Origin of the sequence: Pseudomonas sp. RL, from assembly GCF_000647775.1 — a bacterium.
GTDB classification, from domain to species: domain Bacteria; phylum Pseudomonadota; class Gammaproteobacteria; order Pseudomonadales; family Pseudomonadaceae; genus Serpens; species Serpens flexibilis.
In genome coordinates this window covers 27,707-43,011 of the sequence record NZ_JBOY01000038.1, presented here as the reverse complement: position 1 = coordinate 43,011, position 15,305 = coordinate 27,707, and the positions used below count along the sequence as shown (strand labels likewise).

Annotated in this window: 14 protein-coding genes; 7 read left to right on the top strand and 7 right to left on the bottom strand. The window is 66.6% G+C overall.

The features are described 5' to 3' along the window. On the top strand, positions 1–624 hold a 624-nt coding region (locus AS93_RS0107195), incomplete at its 5' end, for a DUF3482 domain-containing protein (protein ID WP_027589990.1). 288 nt (positions 625–912) lie between these two features. Here AS93_RS0107195 and AS93_RS0107190 read toward each other — a convergent pair. The 3 genes from AS93_RS0107190 to AS93_RS0107180 form a co-directional block, all read right to left on the bottom strand. Continuing rightward, positions 913–1,707: a thymidylate synthase gene (locus tag AS93_RS0107190; protein ID WP_027589989.1), complete on the bottom strand. Its 795-nt coding sequence runs from the start codon at positions 1,705–1,707 to the stop codon at positions 913–915. A gap of 79 nt (positions 1,708–1,786) precedes the next feature. Then, positions 1,787–2,581 (bottom strand): prolipoprotein diacylglyceryl transferase, encoded by a 795-nt coding sequence (gene lgt, locus AS93_RS0107185; RefSeq protein ID WP_027589988.1) that lies wholly within the window; start codon positions 2,579–2,581, stop codon positions 1,787–1,789. A gap of 10 nt (positions 2,582–2,591) precedes the next feature. Beyond that, positions 2,592–3,374, bottom strand: coding sequence for a sulfite exporter TauE/SafE family protein (locus AS93_RS0107180; protein ID WP_027589987.1), 783 nt, complete (start codon positions 3,372–3,374; stop codon positions 2,592–2,594). A gap of 122 nt (positions 3,375–3,496) precedes the next feature. Here AS93_RS0107180 and AS93_RS0107175 point away from each other — a divergent pair, with 122 nt between their 5' ends. Together AS93_RS0107175 and AS93_RS0107170 are read left to right on the top strand one after the other, a co-directional pair. Then, entirely contained in the window at positions 3,497–4,243 is a 747-nt protein-coding gene (locus tag AS93_RS0107175) for an NRDE family protein (RefSeq protein ID WP_027589986.1), read from the top strand. A 655-nt stretch (positions 4,244–4,898) separates the two neighbouring features. Continuing rightward, on the top strand, positions 4,899–6,098 hold the full coding sequence (locus tag AS93_RS0107170) for a GGDEF domain-containing protein (RefSeq protein WP_027589985.1): 1,200 nt from the start codon (positions 4,899–4,901) through the stop codon (positions 6,096–6,098). Here AS93_RS0107170 and AS93_RS0107165 read toward each other — a convergent pair. Further along, positions 6,089–7,411, bottom strand: coding sequence for an MFS transporter (locus AS93_RS0107165; RefSeq protein ID WP_234702717.1), 1,323 nt, complete (start codon positions 7,409–7,411; stop codon positions 6,089–6,091). The two genes, AS93_RS0107170 and AS93_RS0107165, sit on opposite strands and share 10 nt — an antisense overlap. After that, a complete protein-coding gene (locus AS93_RS0107160) occupies positions 7,383–8,294 on the bottom strand; it encodes an aldo/keto reductase (RefSeq protein WP_027589983.1) in 912 nt (303 codons plus the stop codon). Before AS93_RS0107160 ends, AS93_RS0107165 begins: the two co-directional genes overlap by 29 nt. Before the next feature lie 112 nt (positions 8,295–8,406). Between AS93_RS0107160 and AS93_RS0107155 the strand changes: the two genes are divergently transcribed. Both AS93_RS0107155 and AS93_RS0107150 read left to right on the top strand, forming a co-directional pair. Beyond that, the gene (locus AS93_RS0107155) at positions 8,407–9,003 is read left to right on the top strand and encodes a TetR/AcrR family transcriptional regulator (protein ID WP_175444365.1); all 597 of its coding nucleotides are present in this window, start codon (positions 8,407–8,409) and stop codon (positions 9,001–9,003) included. Beyond that, positions 9,000–9,869 (top strand): alpha/beta fold hydrolase, encoded by an 870-nt coding sequence (locus AS93_RS0107150; RefSeq protein WP_027589981.1) that lies wholly within the window; start codon positions 9,000–9,002, stop codon positions 9,867–9,869. The genes AS93_RS0107155 and AS93_RS0107150 overlap by 4 nt, the downstream gene beginning before the upstream one ends. 152 nt (positions 9,870–10,021) lie before the next feature. Here the strand turns inward: AS93_RS0107150 and AS93_RS0107140 are convergent, their stop codons facing one another. Both AS93_RS0107140 and hslO read right to left on the bottom strand, forming a co-directional pair. Then, positions 10,022–11,563 (bottom strand): phosphoenolpyruvate carboxykinase, encoded by a 1,542-nt coding sequence (locus tag AS93_RS0107140; protein ID WP_027589980.1) that lies wholly within the window; start codon positions 11,561–11,563, stop codon positions 10,022–10,024. Between the two features lie 170 nt (positions 11,564–11,733). Then, complete coding sequence (gene hslO / locus AS93_RS0107135) at positions 11,734–12,627, bottom strand: Hsp33 family molecular chaperone HslO (protein ID WP_027589979.1); 894 nt, start codon at positions 12,625–12,627, stop codon at positions 11,734–11,736. A gap of 254 nt (positions 12,628–12,881) precedes the next feature. Between hslO and AS93_RS0107130 the strand changes: the two genes are divergently transcribed. Together AS93_RS0107130 and AS93_RS0107125 are read left to right on the top strand one after the other, a co-directional pair. Then, positions 12,882–14,240 (top strand): UDP-glucose/GDP-mannose dehydrogenase family protein, encoded by a 1,359-nt coding sequence (locus tag AS93_RS0107130; protein WP_027589978.1) that lies wholly within the window; start codon positions 12,882–12,884, stop codon positions 14,238–14,240. Next, positions 14,237–15,301 (top strand): NAD-dependent epimerase, encoded by a 1,065-nt coding sequence (locus tag AS93_RS0107125; protein WP_027589977.1) that lies wholly within the window; start codon positions 14,237–14,239, stop codon positions 15,299–15,301. The genes AS93_RS0107130 and AS93_RS0107125 overlap by 4 nt, the downstream gene beginning before the upstream one ends. Positions 15,302–15,305: the final 4 nt, after the last annotated feature.

Genomic DNA, 15,305 nt, shown 5'->3' with positions numbered 1-15,305 from the left:
CCCGAGCGGGAGCGCCGCGCCACCGGCGAGCTGCGCGAGGCCGTGCGCCAGCGCGAGCAGCGCTGCGTGGAGGCGCTGCTGCGGTTGTACGCCTTTCGCAAGGACGACGCCGATGCCGGCGAGCTGCCACTGCTGGACGGCCGCTGGAGCGACGATCTGTTCAACCCGGAAACCCTCAAGCAGATGGGCGTGAAGATCGGCACCGGCATGGCCGCCGGGGCCGCGGCCGGCGCCGGGGTCGACCTGATGGTCGGCGGCATCACCCTCGGCGCCGCCGCGCTGCTTGGCGCGCTGGCCGGCGGCGGCGCGCAGACCGCCCGGCACTATGGCAATCGCCTGCTGGGCAAGCTCAAGGGCGAGAAGGAACTGACCGTGGACGACGCCGTGCTGCGCCTGCTGGCCCTGCGCCAGCGCCAACTGCTCGATGCACTGGCCACCCGTGGCCATGCGGCGCAGCAGGCCATCCGCCTGGAGTCGCCCCAGGAACAGGCCTGGAAGGCGGGCAAGCTGCCCAAGCCGCTGTCGGCAGCGCGCGCGCATCCCGAGTGGTCATCGCTCAACGGCAAGGTGCGCGGCGAGGAAGACCGTCAGCAGCTGATTGATGCGCTGGCCAAGCGAACGTAGCTGGGCGTTGGGTGGATCGCGCTCCATCGATCCACCAAGCGCGCCGCCAGGCGCGGACGGCCAGGCGCGCCGTGCTGGCGCAATGGTGGACAAGGACAACGTTGTCCACCCTACGGGCGCTGGTGCCTTGATATGCGGATGACTCTGGGTAGGACGTAGGGTGGATCGCGCTTCACCGATCCACCAACGCGCCGCCAGGCGCGGCCGGCGAAGCGCGGACCGCCAGGCGCGCCGTGCCGGCGCGATGGTGGACAAGGACAACGTTGTCCACCCTACGGACGCTGCGGCTTACACCGCCACCGGCGCCTTGATATGCGGGTGGCTCTGGTAGCCGACCAGCTCGAAGTCCTCGAAGCGGAAGGCGAACAGGTCCTTCACCTCGGGGTTCAGCTTCATGGTCGGCAGCGGCAGCGGCTCGCGGCTCAGTTGCAGGTCGGTCTGTTCCAGGTGGTTGGCGTACAGGTGGCAGTCGCCGCCGCTCCAGATGAACTCGCCCGGCTCAAGGTCGCAGACCTGGGCGACCATCAGGGTGAGCAGCGCATAGCTGGCGATGTTGAAGGGCACGCCGAGGAAGATGTCCGCCGAGCGCTGATACAGCTGGCAGCTGAGCTTGCCGTCGGCGACGTAGAACTGGAACAGCGCGTGGCAGGGCGGCAGGGCCATCTGGTCGACCAGCGCCGGGTTCCAGGCCGAGACGATCAGCCGGCGCGAGTCCGGGTTCTTCCTGATCATCTCCACCAGCTTGGCGATCTGGTCGATGGACTCGCCGTTGGGTCCCGGCCAGCTGCGCCACTGGTAGCCGTACACCGGCCCCAGCTCGCCGTTCTCGTCGGCCCACTCGTCCCAGATGGAGACGCCGTTTTCCTTCAGGTAGCGGATGTTGGTCTCGCCCTTCAGGAACCACAGCAGCTCGTGGATGATGGACTTGAGGTGGCACTTCTTGGTGGTGACCAACGGAAAGCCGTCGGCCAGGTCGAAGCGCATCTGGTAGCCGAACACGCTGTAGGTGCCGGTGCCGGTGCGGTCGCTCTTGAAGGTGCCGTGCTCGCGCACGTGGCGCATCAGGTCGAGGTACTGTTTCATGCTGGGCCCGGTAAAAACGCGAATGGGGCGCATGGTATCCCATGTGCCCCATTCATCGCTTGAAGCGGTCGCCAATCGGTCAGGCGCCGCGGCCCTCGCGCTGGTACGCCCAGACCATCATCCCGGCACCGATCAGCACCATCGGGATGCACAGCAGCTGGCCCATGGTCAGCCAGCCGAAGGCCAGGTAGCCGAGCTGGGCGTCCGGCACGCGCACGAATTCGACGACGAAGCGGAAGATGCCGTAGCACACCGCGAACAGGCCGGACACCGACATCACCGGACGCGGCTTGCGGGTGTACAGCCAGAGGATGACGAACAGCGCCACGCCTTCCAGGGCAAACTGGTACAGCTGCGACGGATGGCGCGGCAGCTGCGCCGGGTCGGTGGGGAAGATCATCGCCCAGGGCAGGTCGGTGGCCTTGCCCCACAGTTCGGCGTTGATGAAGTTGCCGATGCGCCCGGCGCCCAGGCCGATCGGCACCAGGGGGGCGATGAAATCCATCAGGGCGAAGAAGGACTTGTCGTTGCGCCGGCCGAACAGCCACACCGCCAGCAGCACGCCGATCAGTCCGCCGTGGAATGACATGCCGCCTTCCCACACACGCAGGATCTTCGCCGGATCGGCCAGGTAGGCCGCCAGGTCGTAGAACAACACATAGCCCAGGCGACCGCCGAGGATCACCCCCAGAGCCACCCAGAACACCAGGTCGGACAGCTTGTCCTTGTTCCACTCCGGCGCGAAGCGCTGCACCCGCCGCGAGGCGAGCAGCCAGGCACCACCGATGCCGATCAGGTACATCAGTCCGTACCAGTGGATCTTCAGGGGACCGATGGCGATGGCCACCGGATCGATCTGCGGATAAGGCAGCATCCGACACTCCTCAAATCAGGAAATTGGTGCCCACACACACCAGCAGCACCGCGAACAGGCGCTTGAGCATCAGCGGGGACAGACGATGCGCCAGGGTAGCCCCGAAACGCGCGAAGAACATGCTGGTCAGCGCAATGCCGACCACCGCCGGCAGGTAAACGTAGCCGACACTCCATGCCGGCAGGTGTGGGGCATCCATCCCGACCACCATGAAACTGATGGCGCCGGCGATGGCGATCGGCAAGCCGCAGGCGGCGGAGGTGGCCACCGCCTGCTGCATGGGCACGCTGCGCCAGTTGAGGAACGGCACGGTCAGCGAGCCGCCACCGATACCGAAGATCGCCGAGGCCCAGCCGATCACGGTGCCGGCCACACTCAGGCCGACCTTGCCAGGCACCGCGCCGCCGGCCTTGGGTTGCAGGTTGAAGCCCATCTGGATGGCCATGCTGATGGCGAACACGCCGATGATCTTCTGCAGCACCTCGCCCTGCAGCCAGTCGGCGGTGAGGCTGCCCAGCGCGGCGCCGACCACGATGCCTGCGGTCATCCAGACGACCAGCGGCCAGAGCACCGCGCCGCGCTTGTGGTGCGCGCGAATGGAATTGATGGAGGTGAACACGATGGTGGCCAGCGAGGTGCCCACCGCCAGGTGGGTGAGCACCTCGGGGGCGAAGCCCTGGGCGGTGAAGCTGAACACCAGCACCGGCACGATGATCAGCCCGCCGCCGACGCCGAACAACCCGGCCAGCACACCGGCACAGGCCCCCAGAACGAGATAGATCAGAAATTCCATGCCAGCCCCCGGAAACGAAGCCGGCATGGTAGAGCAAAGCGCCCGGCGGCAGCTACCGGCAGCCCTTGCCGTGACACCGACCCGGCGGCAAGCTGGGCCGGTCATCGCTCTGGGTAATGCACATGTGTCTGATCCTGTTCGCCTGGCGCCCCGGCCACGCGCTGCCGCTGGTGGTCGCCGCCAACCGTGACGAGTTCCATGCCCGTCCCAGCCTGCCGCTGGCGCACTGGGACGAGGCGCCCGGCGTGTATGCCGGGCGCGATCTGGAAGCAGGCGGCACCTGGATGGGTGTCGGCCCCGACGGCCGTTTCGCCGCGCTGACCAATATCCGCGATCCCGGCCAACCGCTGGGACTGCGCTCCCGGGGCGAGTTGGTGGCGGGCTTCCTGCGCGGGGACTGCTCGCCGCAGGACTACCTGGCCGAGGTTGCACGGCGCGCCGGCGAATACAGCGGCTTCAATCTGCTGGTGGGCGATACCGAGCGGCTCTGTTACCTGCACGCACGCGAAGCTCAGCCTCGCGAGCTGGGCGCCGGTGTCTACGGCCTGTGCAATGCCGCCCTGGATACGCCGTGGCCAAAGCTGGTACGCGCCCGCCAGGCCCTGGCGCAGCGCCTGGACACGCCGCACCCCGGGAACCTGATGGACCTGCTGGCTGATCCCACACCGGCCGACGACGCCCACCTGCCGAACACCGGCGTCGGCCTGGACACCGAGCGCCTGCTGTCCAGCGTGTTCATCGCCAGCGCCCATTACGGCACCCGGGCCAGCAGCGTGCTGATCGTGCAAGCCAACGGCCGGCGCGAGTTCCACGAACGTCGCTTCGGCCCCAATGGCGCCCGGCTCGGCGAGGTTTCTCTGACGCTGTGAGTTATGCCCAGCTTCGTTGGATCATCCTGTGGACAAGCTGTTGACCGGCTCCCTTGAAGCACAGCCGCCGGGTGCTGGCCGGCGGCGGACGTTTTTTCACCCGCCCATGGTCGGTTTCCCACCGTTTCCGGGGAACAATCTGTGGATAAGCTGTTGAGCCGGTCAATGCGCCGCTCTGCACCGGGGCTTAGCGTAAGTCGTTGAAATTTCGACCAGTCCGCCTGCGGTTATCGGCCCACCGGAGCCCCTCGGGAGCGCATTCCGAACGGCGCCGTCCTTCTGCGGTTTTCCCCACAGGCGGGGGATAGCCCTGTGCATAAGCTGTTGGCGCGCCGCTGCGCATGCGATGGCCTGTGCGCCGTAGCCATCTGGCTTTTTTTTGGCCATCCCTGCTGCGACCAGATGTCACTCTGCCATCTTCGTTGATCCAGCTCATGATTTTCGACGGAAGTCTGTGACAAGTTAGGCAGATACGGCATCCGATCCGAAGGGTACGGTCATGCCTGGCCTTACTCCTTGCGTGCGAGCGAAACGCTGCGGTGCCGCCAGCCGGCACTGCGGGTGGGTTAAGGACCTGAAGGAACCAGTCCCCAGCCCGCTGCGGCAGGGTTTTGCTCGGATGCAGCGCCCAATCACGTGAAGGTCCAACAATAAAATGCCCAAGCCCTTCGATCTGCTCATCCGGCGTCTTGCCTCGCTGCTGCCCAACGAGCTCAAGGCCGTCGAGTTTCCGCAACTGCTGCTGCCGAACCGCCATTCGTTACTGCTCAGCCAGCGCCGAGCAACCATGATCGTCAATCGCGTGCGCCTGTTTGCCTTCCTGTTCGCGCTGCTCACACCGTTGTGGAGCGTGATCGACCTCATCGTCTTCGATTACCCGCTGTGGTCCAGCCTGGCGGTGTCCCGCCTGCTAGCCTCGATGGCCTTCGCCAGCCTGCTGGTGTTCTATCGTCCCAATGGCAACCTGCTGGATGCCTACCGGGCCATCGCCATCCTGTTCTTTATCCCCACGGTGTTCTACGTGGTGTCACACACCCTGATCACCGGGCACCAGCTTGAACCCTTCTCGGCGGCGGTGGCCACCGGCTACGCCTTCCTGCCCTTCGTGCTGATGGCCGGCCTGGCCATCTTCCCGCTGACCCTGGCGGAGAATCTGGTTCTGGCCAGCACGCTGCTGCTCGCCCAGGGCCTGGCCGGCTTCCTGAATTGGCCGGTGCTCAACTGGCCGTCCTACGCCGGCGGCTACTGGCTGCTGGTGCTGATCGCCGGTGTCACCGCGCTGGCCTGCATGAGCCAGCTGGCCTTCATGATCGCCCTGGTGCGCCAGGCAATCCGCGATCCGCTGACCGGCATCCTGTCGCGCGGCAGCGGCACGGAAATCCTCCACCTGCTGTGGAGCAATGCCGAGCAGAACAATGGCTGCCTCGCGCTGGCCTTCTTCGACATCGATCACTTCAAGGCGATCAACGACACCTACGGCCACGAAGCCGGCGACCGGGTGCTGCAGGCGTTCACCAACAACCTGCAGACGCGCATGCGCGGCTCCGACACCCTGCTGCGCTGGGGCGGCGAGGAGTTCCTGCTGGTGATGCCCAACACCGACATGAACCAGGCGCGCCGCGCCCTGCAGCGCCTGACCGAATCCGGCCTGGGCGTGCGCCCGGACGGCACGCGGCTCACCGCCAGCATCGGCCTGTCGGAGCGCTGCGCCGATCGCGTGGCGTCCCCCACCGCATTGCTGGAACTGGCCGACCACCGCATGTACCGCGCCAAGACCGGCGGGCGCGACCAGATCTGCTCCACCCAGGACGGCCAGCCCGAGCCGGAGTCCTGCGCCCAGAGAGCCTACTGCTGAGGCGCGGCGCTGAGCGCATCGGCTCGACGTCCGAGGCGCCAGCCCAGCCAGCCCCATAGCGCCGCACACCCGGCGCCCACCAGGGCCACCGGCAGCGGCCCGTGACCCAGGGCATCCAGACCGCTCTTCAGCCAGGCGCTGGCCACGTCGCCGCCGCGGTACACCAGCGTGTCGATGACATTCTTGGCTCTGTACTTGCTCTGCGCATCCAGCGGCGCGAAGAGCATTTCGCGCCCCGGTCGGACGAAGGCATATTCGCCGATGCGTCGCACCACCATCAGCGCCGCCAGCAGCGCAAACACCGGCGCCAGCGCCAGCCCGAGAAAGCCCAGACACACCAGCAGGGGCACCACCGAGAGCAGCACGCGCACGCCCAGGCGCTTGGCGACCCGCCCGGTGATGAACAACTGGGCGATCAGCGCGCCGGCCTGCACGATCAGGTCGATCAGCGCGAACACCCGCACCTGGCTGGCGCGCTCAGGAAACAGCGCGCCCACCAGGCGGGCCTGCTCGAAATACAGGAAGGTGGTGGTGGTCGACAACAGCACCACGAACAATGCGATGCCCGCCAGGTAACGGGAGCGCAGCAGCAGGGTCAGGCCACTGAAGGGATTACCGGGAATCGGCCGCCGACTGCTCTCGGCCGGTGGCGCGCCGGAACGCCCGGCGCCGTCCCGCTCGCGCCAGCCCATCAGATAGTGCTTGCAGCCCAGCGCCAGCGGCAGCAACAGGGCGGCCAGCACCAGCAGCCCGGCGGTGCCCAGGCGCCCCACCAGCAGCGCGCTCAGCATGGGGCCGAGCAAGCCACCGACACTGGCACCGGCGGCGATGAAGGCGAACAGCCGCTTGGCTTGCTGCCCGTCGAAGACATCCGCCATCAGGCTCCAGGCCACGGAGATCACGAACAGGTTGTAGACCGAGATCCACACGAAGAAGGCGCGCGCCAGCCAGACGTGGTCGGGCTGCACGGCGAACAGCAGCGCGAAGCCCGCCAGATGCGTGGCGAAGAAGCCGTATACCCAATCGAGGTAGCGCACCCGTGGCACACGGGCGCTCAGCCAGGCGAACAGTGGCACGGCCACCAGCATGCTCAGGAAGGTGGCGGTGAACAGCCACTGCAGGTGCTCGACCCCGCCCTGGATGCCCATGGCCTCGCGCAGCGGCCGCAGCATGAAGTAGCCCGAGAACAGGCACAGGAACAGCGCGAAGCCGACCAGCGCCGCCGGCAGCTCGGCCCGTCGCGCGTCGATCAGCCGCGCCAGCCGCTCGACAGGCTGCCGACCGTCAGGCGAAGGCCGCGACGATCCGCTCACGCAGCCTCGCATCCGGCAGGCGCCCGCGCCCGGCGAGCAGGTTGTCGGCCATGTAGCGCGGGTTGGAGGTGGCCGGGATCACCGCAGTCACCGCCGGCTGCGCGAGGATGAACTTGAGCAGCAGTTGCGCCCAGGAGGTGGCATCCACCTCCATCGCCCAGTCCGGCAGCGGCCGGTCCCTGACCCGCGACAGCAGCTGCCCGCGCGCGAACGGCCGGTTGATCAGCACGGCGATGCCGTGGTCCGCGCACCAGGGCAGCAGGCGCTGCTCGGCCAGCCGCTCGCCCACCGAGTAGTTGATCTGCACGAAGTCGATGCCCGGCTCTTTGGCCAGCACGTCCAGCACGTCCTGTTGGGCGGCCTCCCGGTAGTGGGTGATGCCGAGGTAGCGGATGCGCCCAAGCGCCTTCTGTTCGCGCAGCAGCTTCAACTGGGTGCGCGTGTCCTGCAGATTGTGCACCTGTACCAGATCGATCTGCGGAGTCTGTAGCGCCCGGAAGCTGGACTCCAGCTGACGGCGACCGGCCTGCTCGCCGCTCGCGGAGACCTTGGTGGCGAAGAACACCTTGTCGCGCACCGCCAACTGCTCCACCAGACGCCCGCACACCCGCTCGGCATTGCCGTAGCTGGGCGCGGTATCGATCAGCCGCGCGCCGCCGTTGACCAACGTCTTCAGTACCTCCAGCAACGGCTGCAGGGCCTCGTCATCCAGCGGCACATCATGGGTACGCGAGGTGCCCAATCCAATCACGGGCAGCGGCTCGCCAGTAGAGGGAATGGCGCGCTGCTGCAGCCGCGTCTGCGCCCACAGGGGGCCGCACGGCAGTTGGGCGAGGGCGGCCAGCAGGGTGGCATTCAGGAGGAACTGGCGACGGCTCGGCATGACGGATCCTCGGCAAGCAATGCCTGTGTGACAGCAGTCCCCGACACGCATTCACCCCGGCGGATTACCGCGCGGCTTGCGACTAGACCAAACGGTCTATAGAGTTCCGTCCATGAACGCATCCATGACCTCCCGGGACCGGCTGATTGCCGCCATGGCCGACGCCCTGCAGCGCAAGGGTCTGCATGGCGTCGGCCTCAACGAACTGCTCAGCCAGGCGGCCAGCCCCAAGGGCGTGCTCTATCACCATTTCCCCGGCGGCAAGACCGAATTGGCGGTGGCGGCCATCGACCGGGTGGTGACGCGCCTCGAAGGCTCGCTGGCCGCACTGGCCGAACAACCCGAACCGCTGCAGGCGCTGGCCGACTGGCTGGGCCAGGCCGAGCGACTGCTGCGTGACAGCGGCTTCGAACGGGGCTGCCCGCTGGCCACCGTCGCGCTGGAATCCACGGCGGACGACGACATGCTGCGCGGCGCACTGGCCCAAGGCTTCGCGCGCCTGCGCCAGGCCGTGAGCGGCTTGCTGGAGCGCCTCGGCATTGCGCCGCCCCGCGCCCAGGCGCTGGCCACGCTGGTGCTCTCCGCCTACGAAGGCGCCCTGCTGCAGGCGCGTGTCGCCGGCGATGGCGCGACCATGACGATCACCACCGGTCTGCTGCTGGACCTGCTGCAGCACGAACGAAACAACAAGAACCCGGAGTCCCCATGAACAGCTGCGTCGATAGCGCCCCGCGCACCGAGACCGTCACCTTCAACGCCCTGGACGGCTACCCGCTGACCGGTACCCGCTTCGCCGCCAGCGGTCCGCTGTGCGGCACGCTGCTGGTAGCCGGCGCCACCGGTGTGCCGCAGGGCTTTTATCGCCGCTTTGCCGAATACGCCAGCGGCCACGGCTATGCGGTGCTGACCTTCGACTACCGCGGCATCGGCCGCTCCCGGCCCGCCAGCCTGAAGGGCTTCGAGATGGAATACCTGGACTGGGCGCGCCTGGACCTGGCCGCCGCCGTCGAACAGGTCGACGCAACGCAGGGGCCGCTGTTCCTGGTCGGCCACTCCTTCGGCGGACATGCCTTCGGCCTGCTGCCCAGCCACACAAGATTCGCCGGCGCCTACCTGTTCGGTACCGGCGCCGGCTGGCATGGCTGGATGCCGCTCGGCGAGCGCCTCAAGGTGATGCTGATGTGGAATCTGATCTTCCCGGTACTCAGCGCCTGGAAGGGCTATTCGCCCTGGAAGATGCTGGGATTGGGCGAGGACCTGCCGATGGGCGTGTATCGCCAGTGGCGCCGCTGGTGCAAGTTCCCGCGCTACTTCTTCGACGACCCGCAGATGCGCGGCATTGAGGAACCCTTCGCCACGGTGCGCACGCCGATCGTCGCGGCCAACACGCTCGACGACCTGTGGGCGCTGCCACGTTCGCGCGATGCCTTTGTGCAGGCCTACCGCAACGCACCGCTGCAGCGCCGCGACATCGACCCGACCCCGTTCGGCCATATCGGCCACATGGGCTATTTCCGTCCCGCCGCCCAGCCACTCTGGGACGAGGCGCTGGACTGGTTCGCGCTGCAGGCTTAGCGCCCCGGCGGCCACGGCCGCATCACCGCAGGGCGGTCGAGGCAACGCCTTGGCCGCCGAACGCGGCGTCGATGCACACCGCATCGCCGGCCGGAAACACGCCACCCACGAAAAAGCCGCCCGAAGGCGGCTCTTTCATCACCAGGTGGCGCTTACAGCTGCGGACCGGCGTTACGGATGGCGTCGCTCACCTCGAACTTCTGGAAGTTCGTGACGAACTTGCCGGCCAGCTCGCGGGCGGCGGCATCGTAGGCAGCCTTGTCGGCCCAAGTGTTGCGCGGATTGAGCAGCTCGGTCTCAACGCCGGCGACGGCCTTCGGCACGTCCAGGTTGATGATCGGCAGGTGCTCGGTTTCCGCGCCCACCAGCGAGCCGTTCTGGATCGCAGCGATCACCGCGCGGGTGGTCGGGATGCTGAAGCGCTTGCCGACGCCGTAGCCGCCACCGGTCCAGCCGGTGTTGACCAGGTAGACCTTGGAGCCGAATGCCTGGATGCGCTTGATCAGCAGCTCGGCGTAGACACCGGCCGGTCGCGGGAAGAAGGGCGCGCCGAAGCAGGTGGAGAAGGTGGACTTGATGCCGGCACCCGAACCCATTTCGGTGGAGCCGACCAGGGCGGTGTAACCGGACAGGAAGTGGTAGGCAGCCTGCTCGTTGTTGAGGATCGACACGGGCGGCAGCACGCCGGTCAGGTCGCACGTCAGGAAGATCACCGCCTTCGGCTCGCCACCCAGGTTCTTCTCGCTGCGCTTCTCCACGTATTCCAGCGGATAGGCGGCACGGCTGTTCTGGGTCAGGCTGTCGTCGGCATAGTCCGGGATGCGCTTGTCATCCAGCACGACGTTTTCCAGCACGGTACCGAACTGGATGGCCTTCCAGATCACCGGCTCGTTCTTCTCGGACAGGTCGATGCACTTGGCATAGCAACCGCCTTCGATGTTGAACACCACGCCTTCGCCCCAGCCGTGCTCGTCGTCGCCGATCAGGTAGCGGCTCGGGTCGGCGGACAGGGTGGTCTTGCCGGTGCCGGACAGGCCGAAGAACAGGGTGACGTCGCCGTCTTCGCCGATGTTGGCGGCGCAGTGCATCGGCAGCACGTCCTTCTCCGGCAGCAGGAAGTTCTGCACCGAGAACATCGCCTTCTTCATTTCGCCGGCGTAGCGCATGCCGGCGATCAGCACCTTCTTCTGGGCGAAATTGATGATCACGCAGCCATCGGAGTTGGTGCCGTCACGCTCGGGCACGCACTCGAAGTTGGCGACATTGAGCACCTGCCACTCGTCCTTGCCGGCCGGGTTGTAGGTGTGCGGGTTGATGAACAGCTGACGGCCGAACAGGTTCTGCCAGGCGGTCTGGGTGGTCATCTTCACCGGCAGGTAGTGCTCACCGGCGGAACCGACGTGCACATGGGAGACGAAATGATCCTGGGCGTTGTTGAACGCCACGACGCGGTCCCACAGGGCGTCGAACTTGTCGGCGGGGAAGGGACGGTTGATGGCGCCCCAGCCGATCTGTTCGCGGGTGCTCGGCTCTTCGACGATGAAGCGGTCGGCCGGGGAACGACCGGTGCGGTGACCGGTACGGACAACCAGTGCACCGTTGGCGGCCAGTTGGCCTTCGCCGCGGCGCAGCGCTTCCTCGACCAGCTGGGCGGGGCTGATATCGGTGTAAACAGTAGTGTTACCTTGCGTCATGTGCGTCCTCGTCGGCGGCTGCCGAGCCCTCTCTGTTGCTGTGTAGTGCCCCCAGGGTTCCACTACAGAAAAAAGTGCCGGGGATTATGCCAGAAACGCAGCGCCTTAGGGAGCGCTTCAAATGAAGCCTGGCTATCGCTGCGATTGAGCAAATCTCTCGTGAATGCCCTTCAATGCCGCGTGGACGACGGCTCGTCACTGCCTCCGCCAGCGAACAGCTGGGCGATATCGGCGGCATCGAAGAGATAACGGTGATTGCAGAACTGGCAGTCGATGCTCAGCGTGCCGCCTTCCTCTTCCAGCAAGCGGCGCGCATCCTCCTCGCCCAGGCTGACCAGCGCCCGCGACGAGCGCTCGCGCGAACAGCTGCAACGGAACTGCAAGGGTAGCGCGTCGAACAGACGCACCTGCTCCTGGTGATACAGGCGATGCAGCAGGGTTTCGTTGTCCAGCTTCAGCAGCTCTTCGGCGCGCAGGGTATCGGCCAGCGTAGTGACGTGCTCCCAGGCGGCCTGACGCTCCTCCGGGTCGCGCAGCCGGTCGGCAGGCAGCGCCTGGAGCAGCAGCCCGCGTGCGCGCCGGCCGTCGGATTGCAGCCAGAACTTTGTGGGCAGCTGCTCGGAATTGACGAAATACTGGCTCAGGCATTCGGCCAGGTCGGCACCGTCCAGGGCGACGATCCCCTGGTAACGCTGGCCATCCTTGGGGTCCACGGTCAGCGCCAGCACCCCCTCGGGCATCAGCTCGCGCAAGCCGGCCTGCGCGTCGACCTGCTCGGCATGGTAGCGGGCAATGCCACGTACCTCGCGCTCGCTGGAGCATTCCACCATCAGCAGCGGCACCGGACCGGACGAGCGAGCCTGCAGCACCAGCAAACCTTCGAACTTCAGATTGCCGGCCAGCAGGGCGGCCGCCGCCATCATCTCGCCCAGCAGGCGGGCTACCGGCTCGGGATAGGCGTGCTTGGCCAGCACCTGCTGGTAGCTGTCTTCAAGCGCGACCAGCTCGCCACGCACGTCGTTGTCATCGAAGAGAAACCGCTGGGAAAAGTCGAAATCGGACATCGGCAAGCCCTTGTGAGACCGCCGCACAGGCGGTGTCACGCTGCAAGGAAAACGCGAATTCTAGGTGCTTTCGCCTCCGCCTTCCAAGCTGCCCGGGGCCGGCGACTTTTTTCACCATTCGTCGCCTGCAAATTTTCTGCGCTCGTCTACGCTGCCCAGCTCCGCTTGCAGGGGGTCCGTTGCCTTGACAGTTTCCCGGACCCATCACCTATACCTGTAGGCGCAACACACACCTTGCCGAAGGGGCGCTAGACATGGATGTAAGCGTTTTCGGTACCGGCTACGTAGGATTAGTCCAAGCCGCTACCATGGCCGATGTCGGCCACCGCGTGGTTTGCGTCGACATCGACGCCAACAAGATCAAGCAACTGCAGCGTGGGGTCCCCACGATCCACGAGCCAGGCCTGTCAGGCCTGCTTGAGGACAACCTCAAGGCCGGCCGCCTGTCGTTCAGCACCCAGGCCAGCGATGCCGTCACCCATGGCGAGCTGATCTTCATTGCCGTGGGCACGCCGCCCGACGAGGATGGTTCTGCCGATCTCAGCCATGTGCTGACCGTCACCCGCGAGATCGTCGCGCAGATGACCGACGACCGCACCCTGATCATCAAGTCCACCGTGCCGGTGGGTACCGCCCATCAGGTGGAACAGACCGCTCGGGACGAACTGGTCCGCCTGGGCAAGCAGCACCTGCGGGTGCGCGTGGTCTCCAATCCGGAGTTTCTCAAGGAGGGCAGCGCGGTCGCCGACTGCATGCGCCCCGACCGCATCATCATCGGCACCGAGGACGAGCAGGCCCGTGCGCAGTTGGCCGAGCTCTACGCGCCGTTCTGTCGCAACCACGACAAGCTCATGTGGATGGACAACCGCAGCGCGGAACTCACCAAGTACGCCGCCAATGCCATGCTGGCCACCCGTATCAGCTTCATGAACGAGCTGGCCAACCTCGCCGAACGCCTGGGCGCCGACATCGAAGCGGTGCGCAAGGGCATCGGCTCCGACCCGCGCATCGGCTACCACTTCATCTACCCCGGCTGCGGCTTCGGTGGCTCCTGCTTCCCCAAGGACATCCGTGCCCTGCTGCACACTGCCGAACGCAGCGGTATGCCGCTGCGCCTGCTGCAGACCGTCAGCGACATCAACGACAGCCAGCGCCACATCCTGCTGGCCAAGCTGCGCCAGCACTTCCCCGAAGGCCTGGCCGGCAAGGCAATCGCCCTCTGGGGTCTGGCCTTCAAGCCCAACACCGACGACATGCGCGAAGCGCCCAGCCGCTACCTGATGGAAGCGCTGTGGCGCGAAGGCGCCACGGTGCGCGCCTATGACCCGGAAGCCATGGCCGAATGCCGACGCCTGTACGGTCATCGCAACGACCTGGTGCTCTGCCCGACCCGCGACGACACCCTGCTGGATGCCGACGCCCTGGTCATCTGCACCGAATGGAAGACGTTCCGTGTGGTGGATTTCGACTGGCTGGCCAGCCAGTTGCGCGCTCGCCTGATCGTCGACGGACGCAACCTCTACAACCCGGCCCAGGTGGCAGGTGCCGGCCTGCACTATCTGGGCATCGGCCTACCACACATCGCCCCCGCCAGCCAAGCGAGCCCGCAATGAAGATCCTGCTGACAGGAGCCGCCGGCTTCATCGGTGCGCATTGCGCATTGCGCCTGCTGCGCGATGGTCACCGGGTGGTCGGCGTGGACAATTTCAACGACTACTACGACCCCGCCCTCAAGGAGGCTCGGGTCGAGTGGGTGCGCGAACAAGCGGGCGACTTTCCGCTGCTGCGCCTCGACCTGGCGGATGCCTCCGCCACCGCCGAGGTATTCGCGGAGGTCCAGCCCGATGCCGTCATCCACCTGGCCGCCCAGGCCGGCGTCAGGCATTCGCTCAGCCACCCGCGCGCCTACACCCGCAGCAACATCGAAGCGTTCCTGAACATTCTCGAAGGTTGCCGCGCCAACCCCGTGGAACACCTGCTGTACGCCTCGTCCAGCTCGGTATACGGCGCCAACCAGCACACGCCCTATTCGGTGCACCATCCGGTCGACCATCCGCTCTCGCTGTATGCGGCGACCAAGAAGGCCAACGAGGCGATGGCTCACGCCTACAGTCACCTGTTCGGCATTCCCTGCACCGGGCTGCGCTTCTTCACCGTGTACGGTCCCTGGGGCCGACCGGATATGTCCCCCGTCCAGTTCGCCCGCGCCATCAGCACGGGGCAGCCCCTGCAGCTGTTCAACCACGGCCAGCATCAGCGCGACTTCACCTACATCGACGACATCGTCGAGGGCCTGGTGCGCCTGCTCGACCATCCGCCGAGCCCGGACTCCGCATGGGACCGAGACCGGCCCGACCCGGCCAGCAGCATGGCGCCCTGGCGCCTGCTCAACATCGGCGGCCAATCGCCTGTGGAGCTGCTGGAGTACGTCGCAACCCTGGAAAAACACCTTGGGCAGAAGGCACAGGTACAACTCAGGCCCCTGCAACCCGGTGACGTGCTGAGTACCTGCGCGGATGCCGGCGAGCTACAGCAACTGACTGGTTTTTCGCCACGGATCGGCCTCGACGAGGGAATCGCCCGGTTCGTGGAGTGGTTTCGCGCCTACTACCACCCGGACGCATCTGCCCGATCCGGCGCCGTTTCGCCCGGGCAGATCGCCCTGACTCGTTGAGGAG

Bases quoted from the DNA above. Each gene is read 5' to 3' on its own strand.
- AS93_RS0107125 (WP_027589977.1), top strand. From the start codon at position 14,237: ATGAAGATCCTGCTGACAGGAGCCGCCGGCTTCATCGGTGCGCATTGC.
- AS93_RS0107175 (WP_027589986.1), top strand. From the start codon at position 3,497: ATGTGTCTGATCCTGTTCGCCTGGCGCCCCGGCCACGCGCTGCCGCTG.
- lgt (WP_027589988.1), bottom strand. From the start codon at position 2,581: ATGCTGCCTTATCCGCAGATCGATCCGGTGGCCATCGCCATCGGTCCC.
- AS93_RS0107180 (WP_027589987.1), bottom strand. From the start codon at position 3,374: ATGGAATTTCTGATCTATCTCGTTCTGGGGGCCTGTGCCGGTGTGCTG.
- AS93_RS0107130 (WP_027589978.1), top strand. From the start codon at position 12,882: ATGGATGTAAGCGTTTTCGGTACCGGCTACGTAGGATTAGTCCAAGCC.
- AS93_RS0107140 (WP_027589980.1), bottom strand. From the start codon at position 11,563: ATGACGCAAGGTAACACTACTGTTTACACCGATATCAGCCCCGCCCAG.
- AS93_RS0107160 (WP_027589983.1), bottom strand. From the start codon at position 8,294: ATGCCGAGCCGTCGCCAGTTCCTCCTGAATGCCACCCTGCTGGCCGCC.
- hslO (WP_027589979.1), bottom strand. From the start codon at position 12,627: ATGTCCGATTTCGACTTTTCCCAGCGGTTTCTCTTCGATGACAACGAC.
- AS93_RS0107190 (WP_027589989.1), bottom strand. From the start codon at position 1,707: ATGAAACAGTACCTCGACCTGATGCGCCACGTGCGCGAGCACGGCACC.
- AS93_RS0107150 (WP_027589981.1), top strand. From the start codon at position 9,000: ATGAACAGCTGCGTCGATAGCGCCCCGCGCACCGAGACCGTCACCTTC.
- AS93_RS0107170 (WP_027589985.1), top strand. From the start codon at position 4,899: ATGCCCAAGCCCTTCGATCTGCTCATCCGGCGTCTTGCCTCGCTGCTG.
- AS93_RS0107155 (WP_175444365.1), top strand. From the start codon at position 8,407: ATGAACGCATCCATGACCTCCCGGGACCGGCTGATTGCCGCCATGGCC.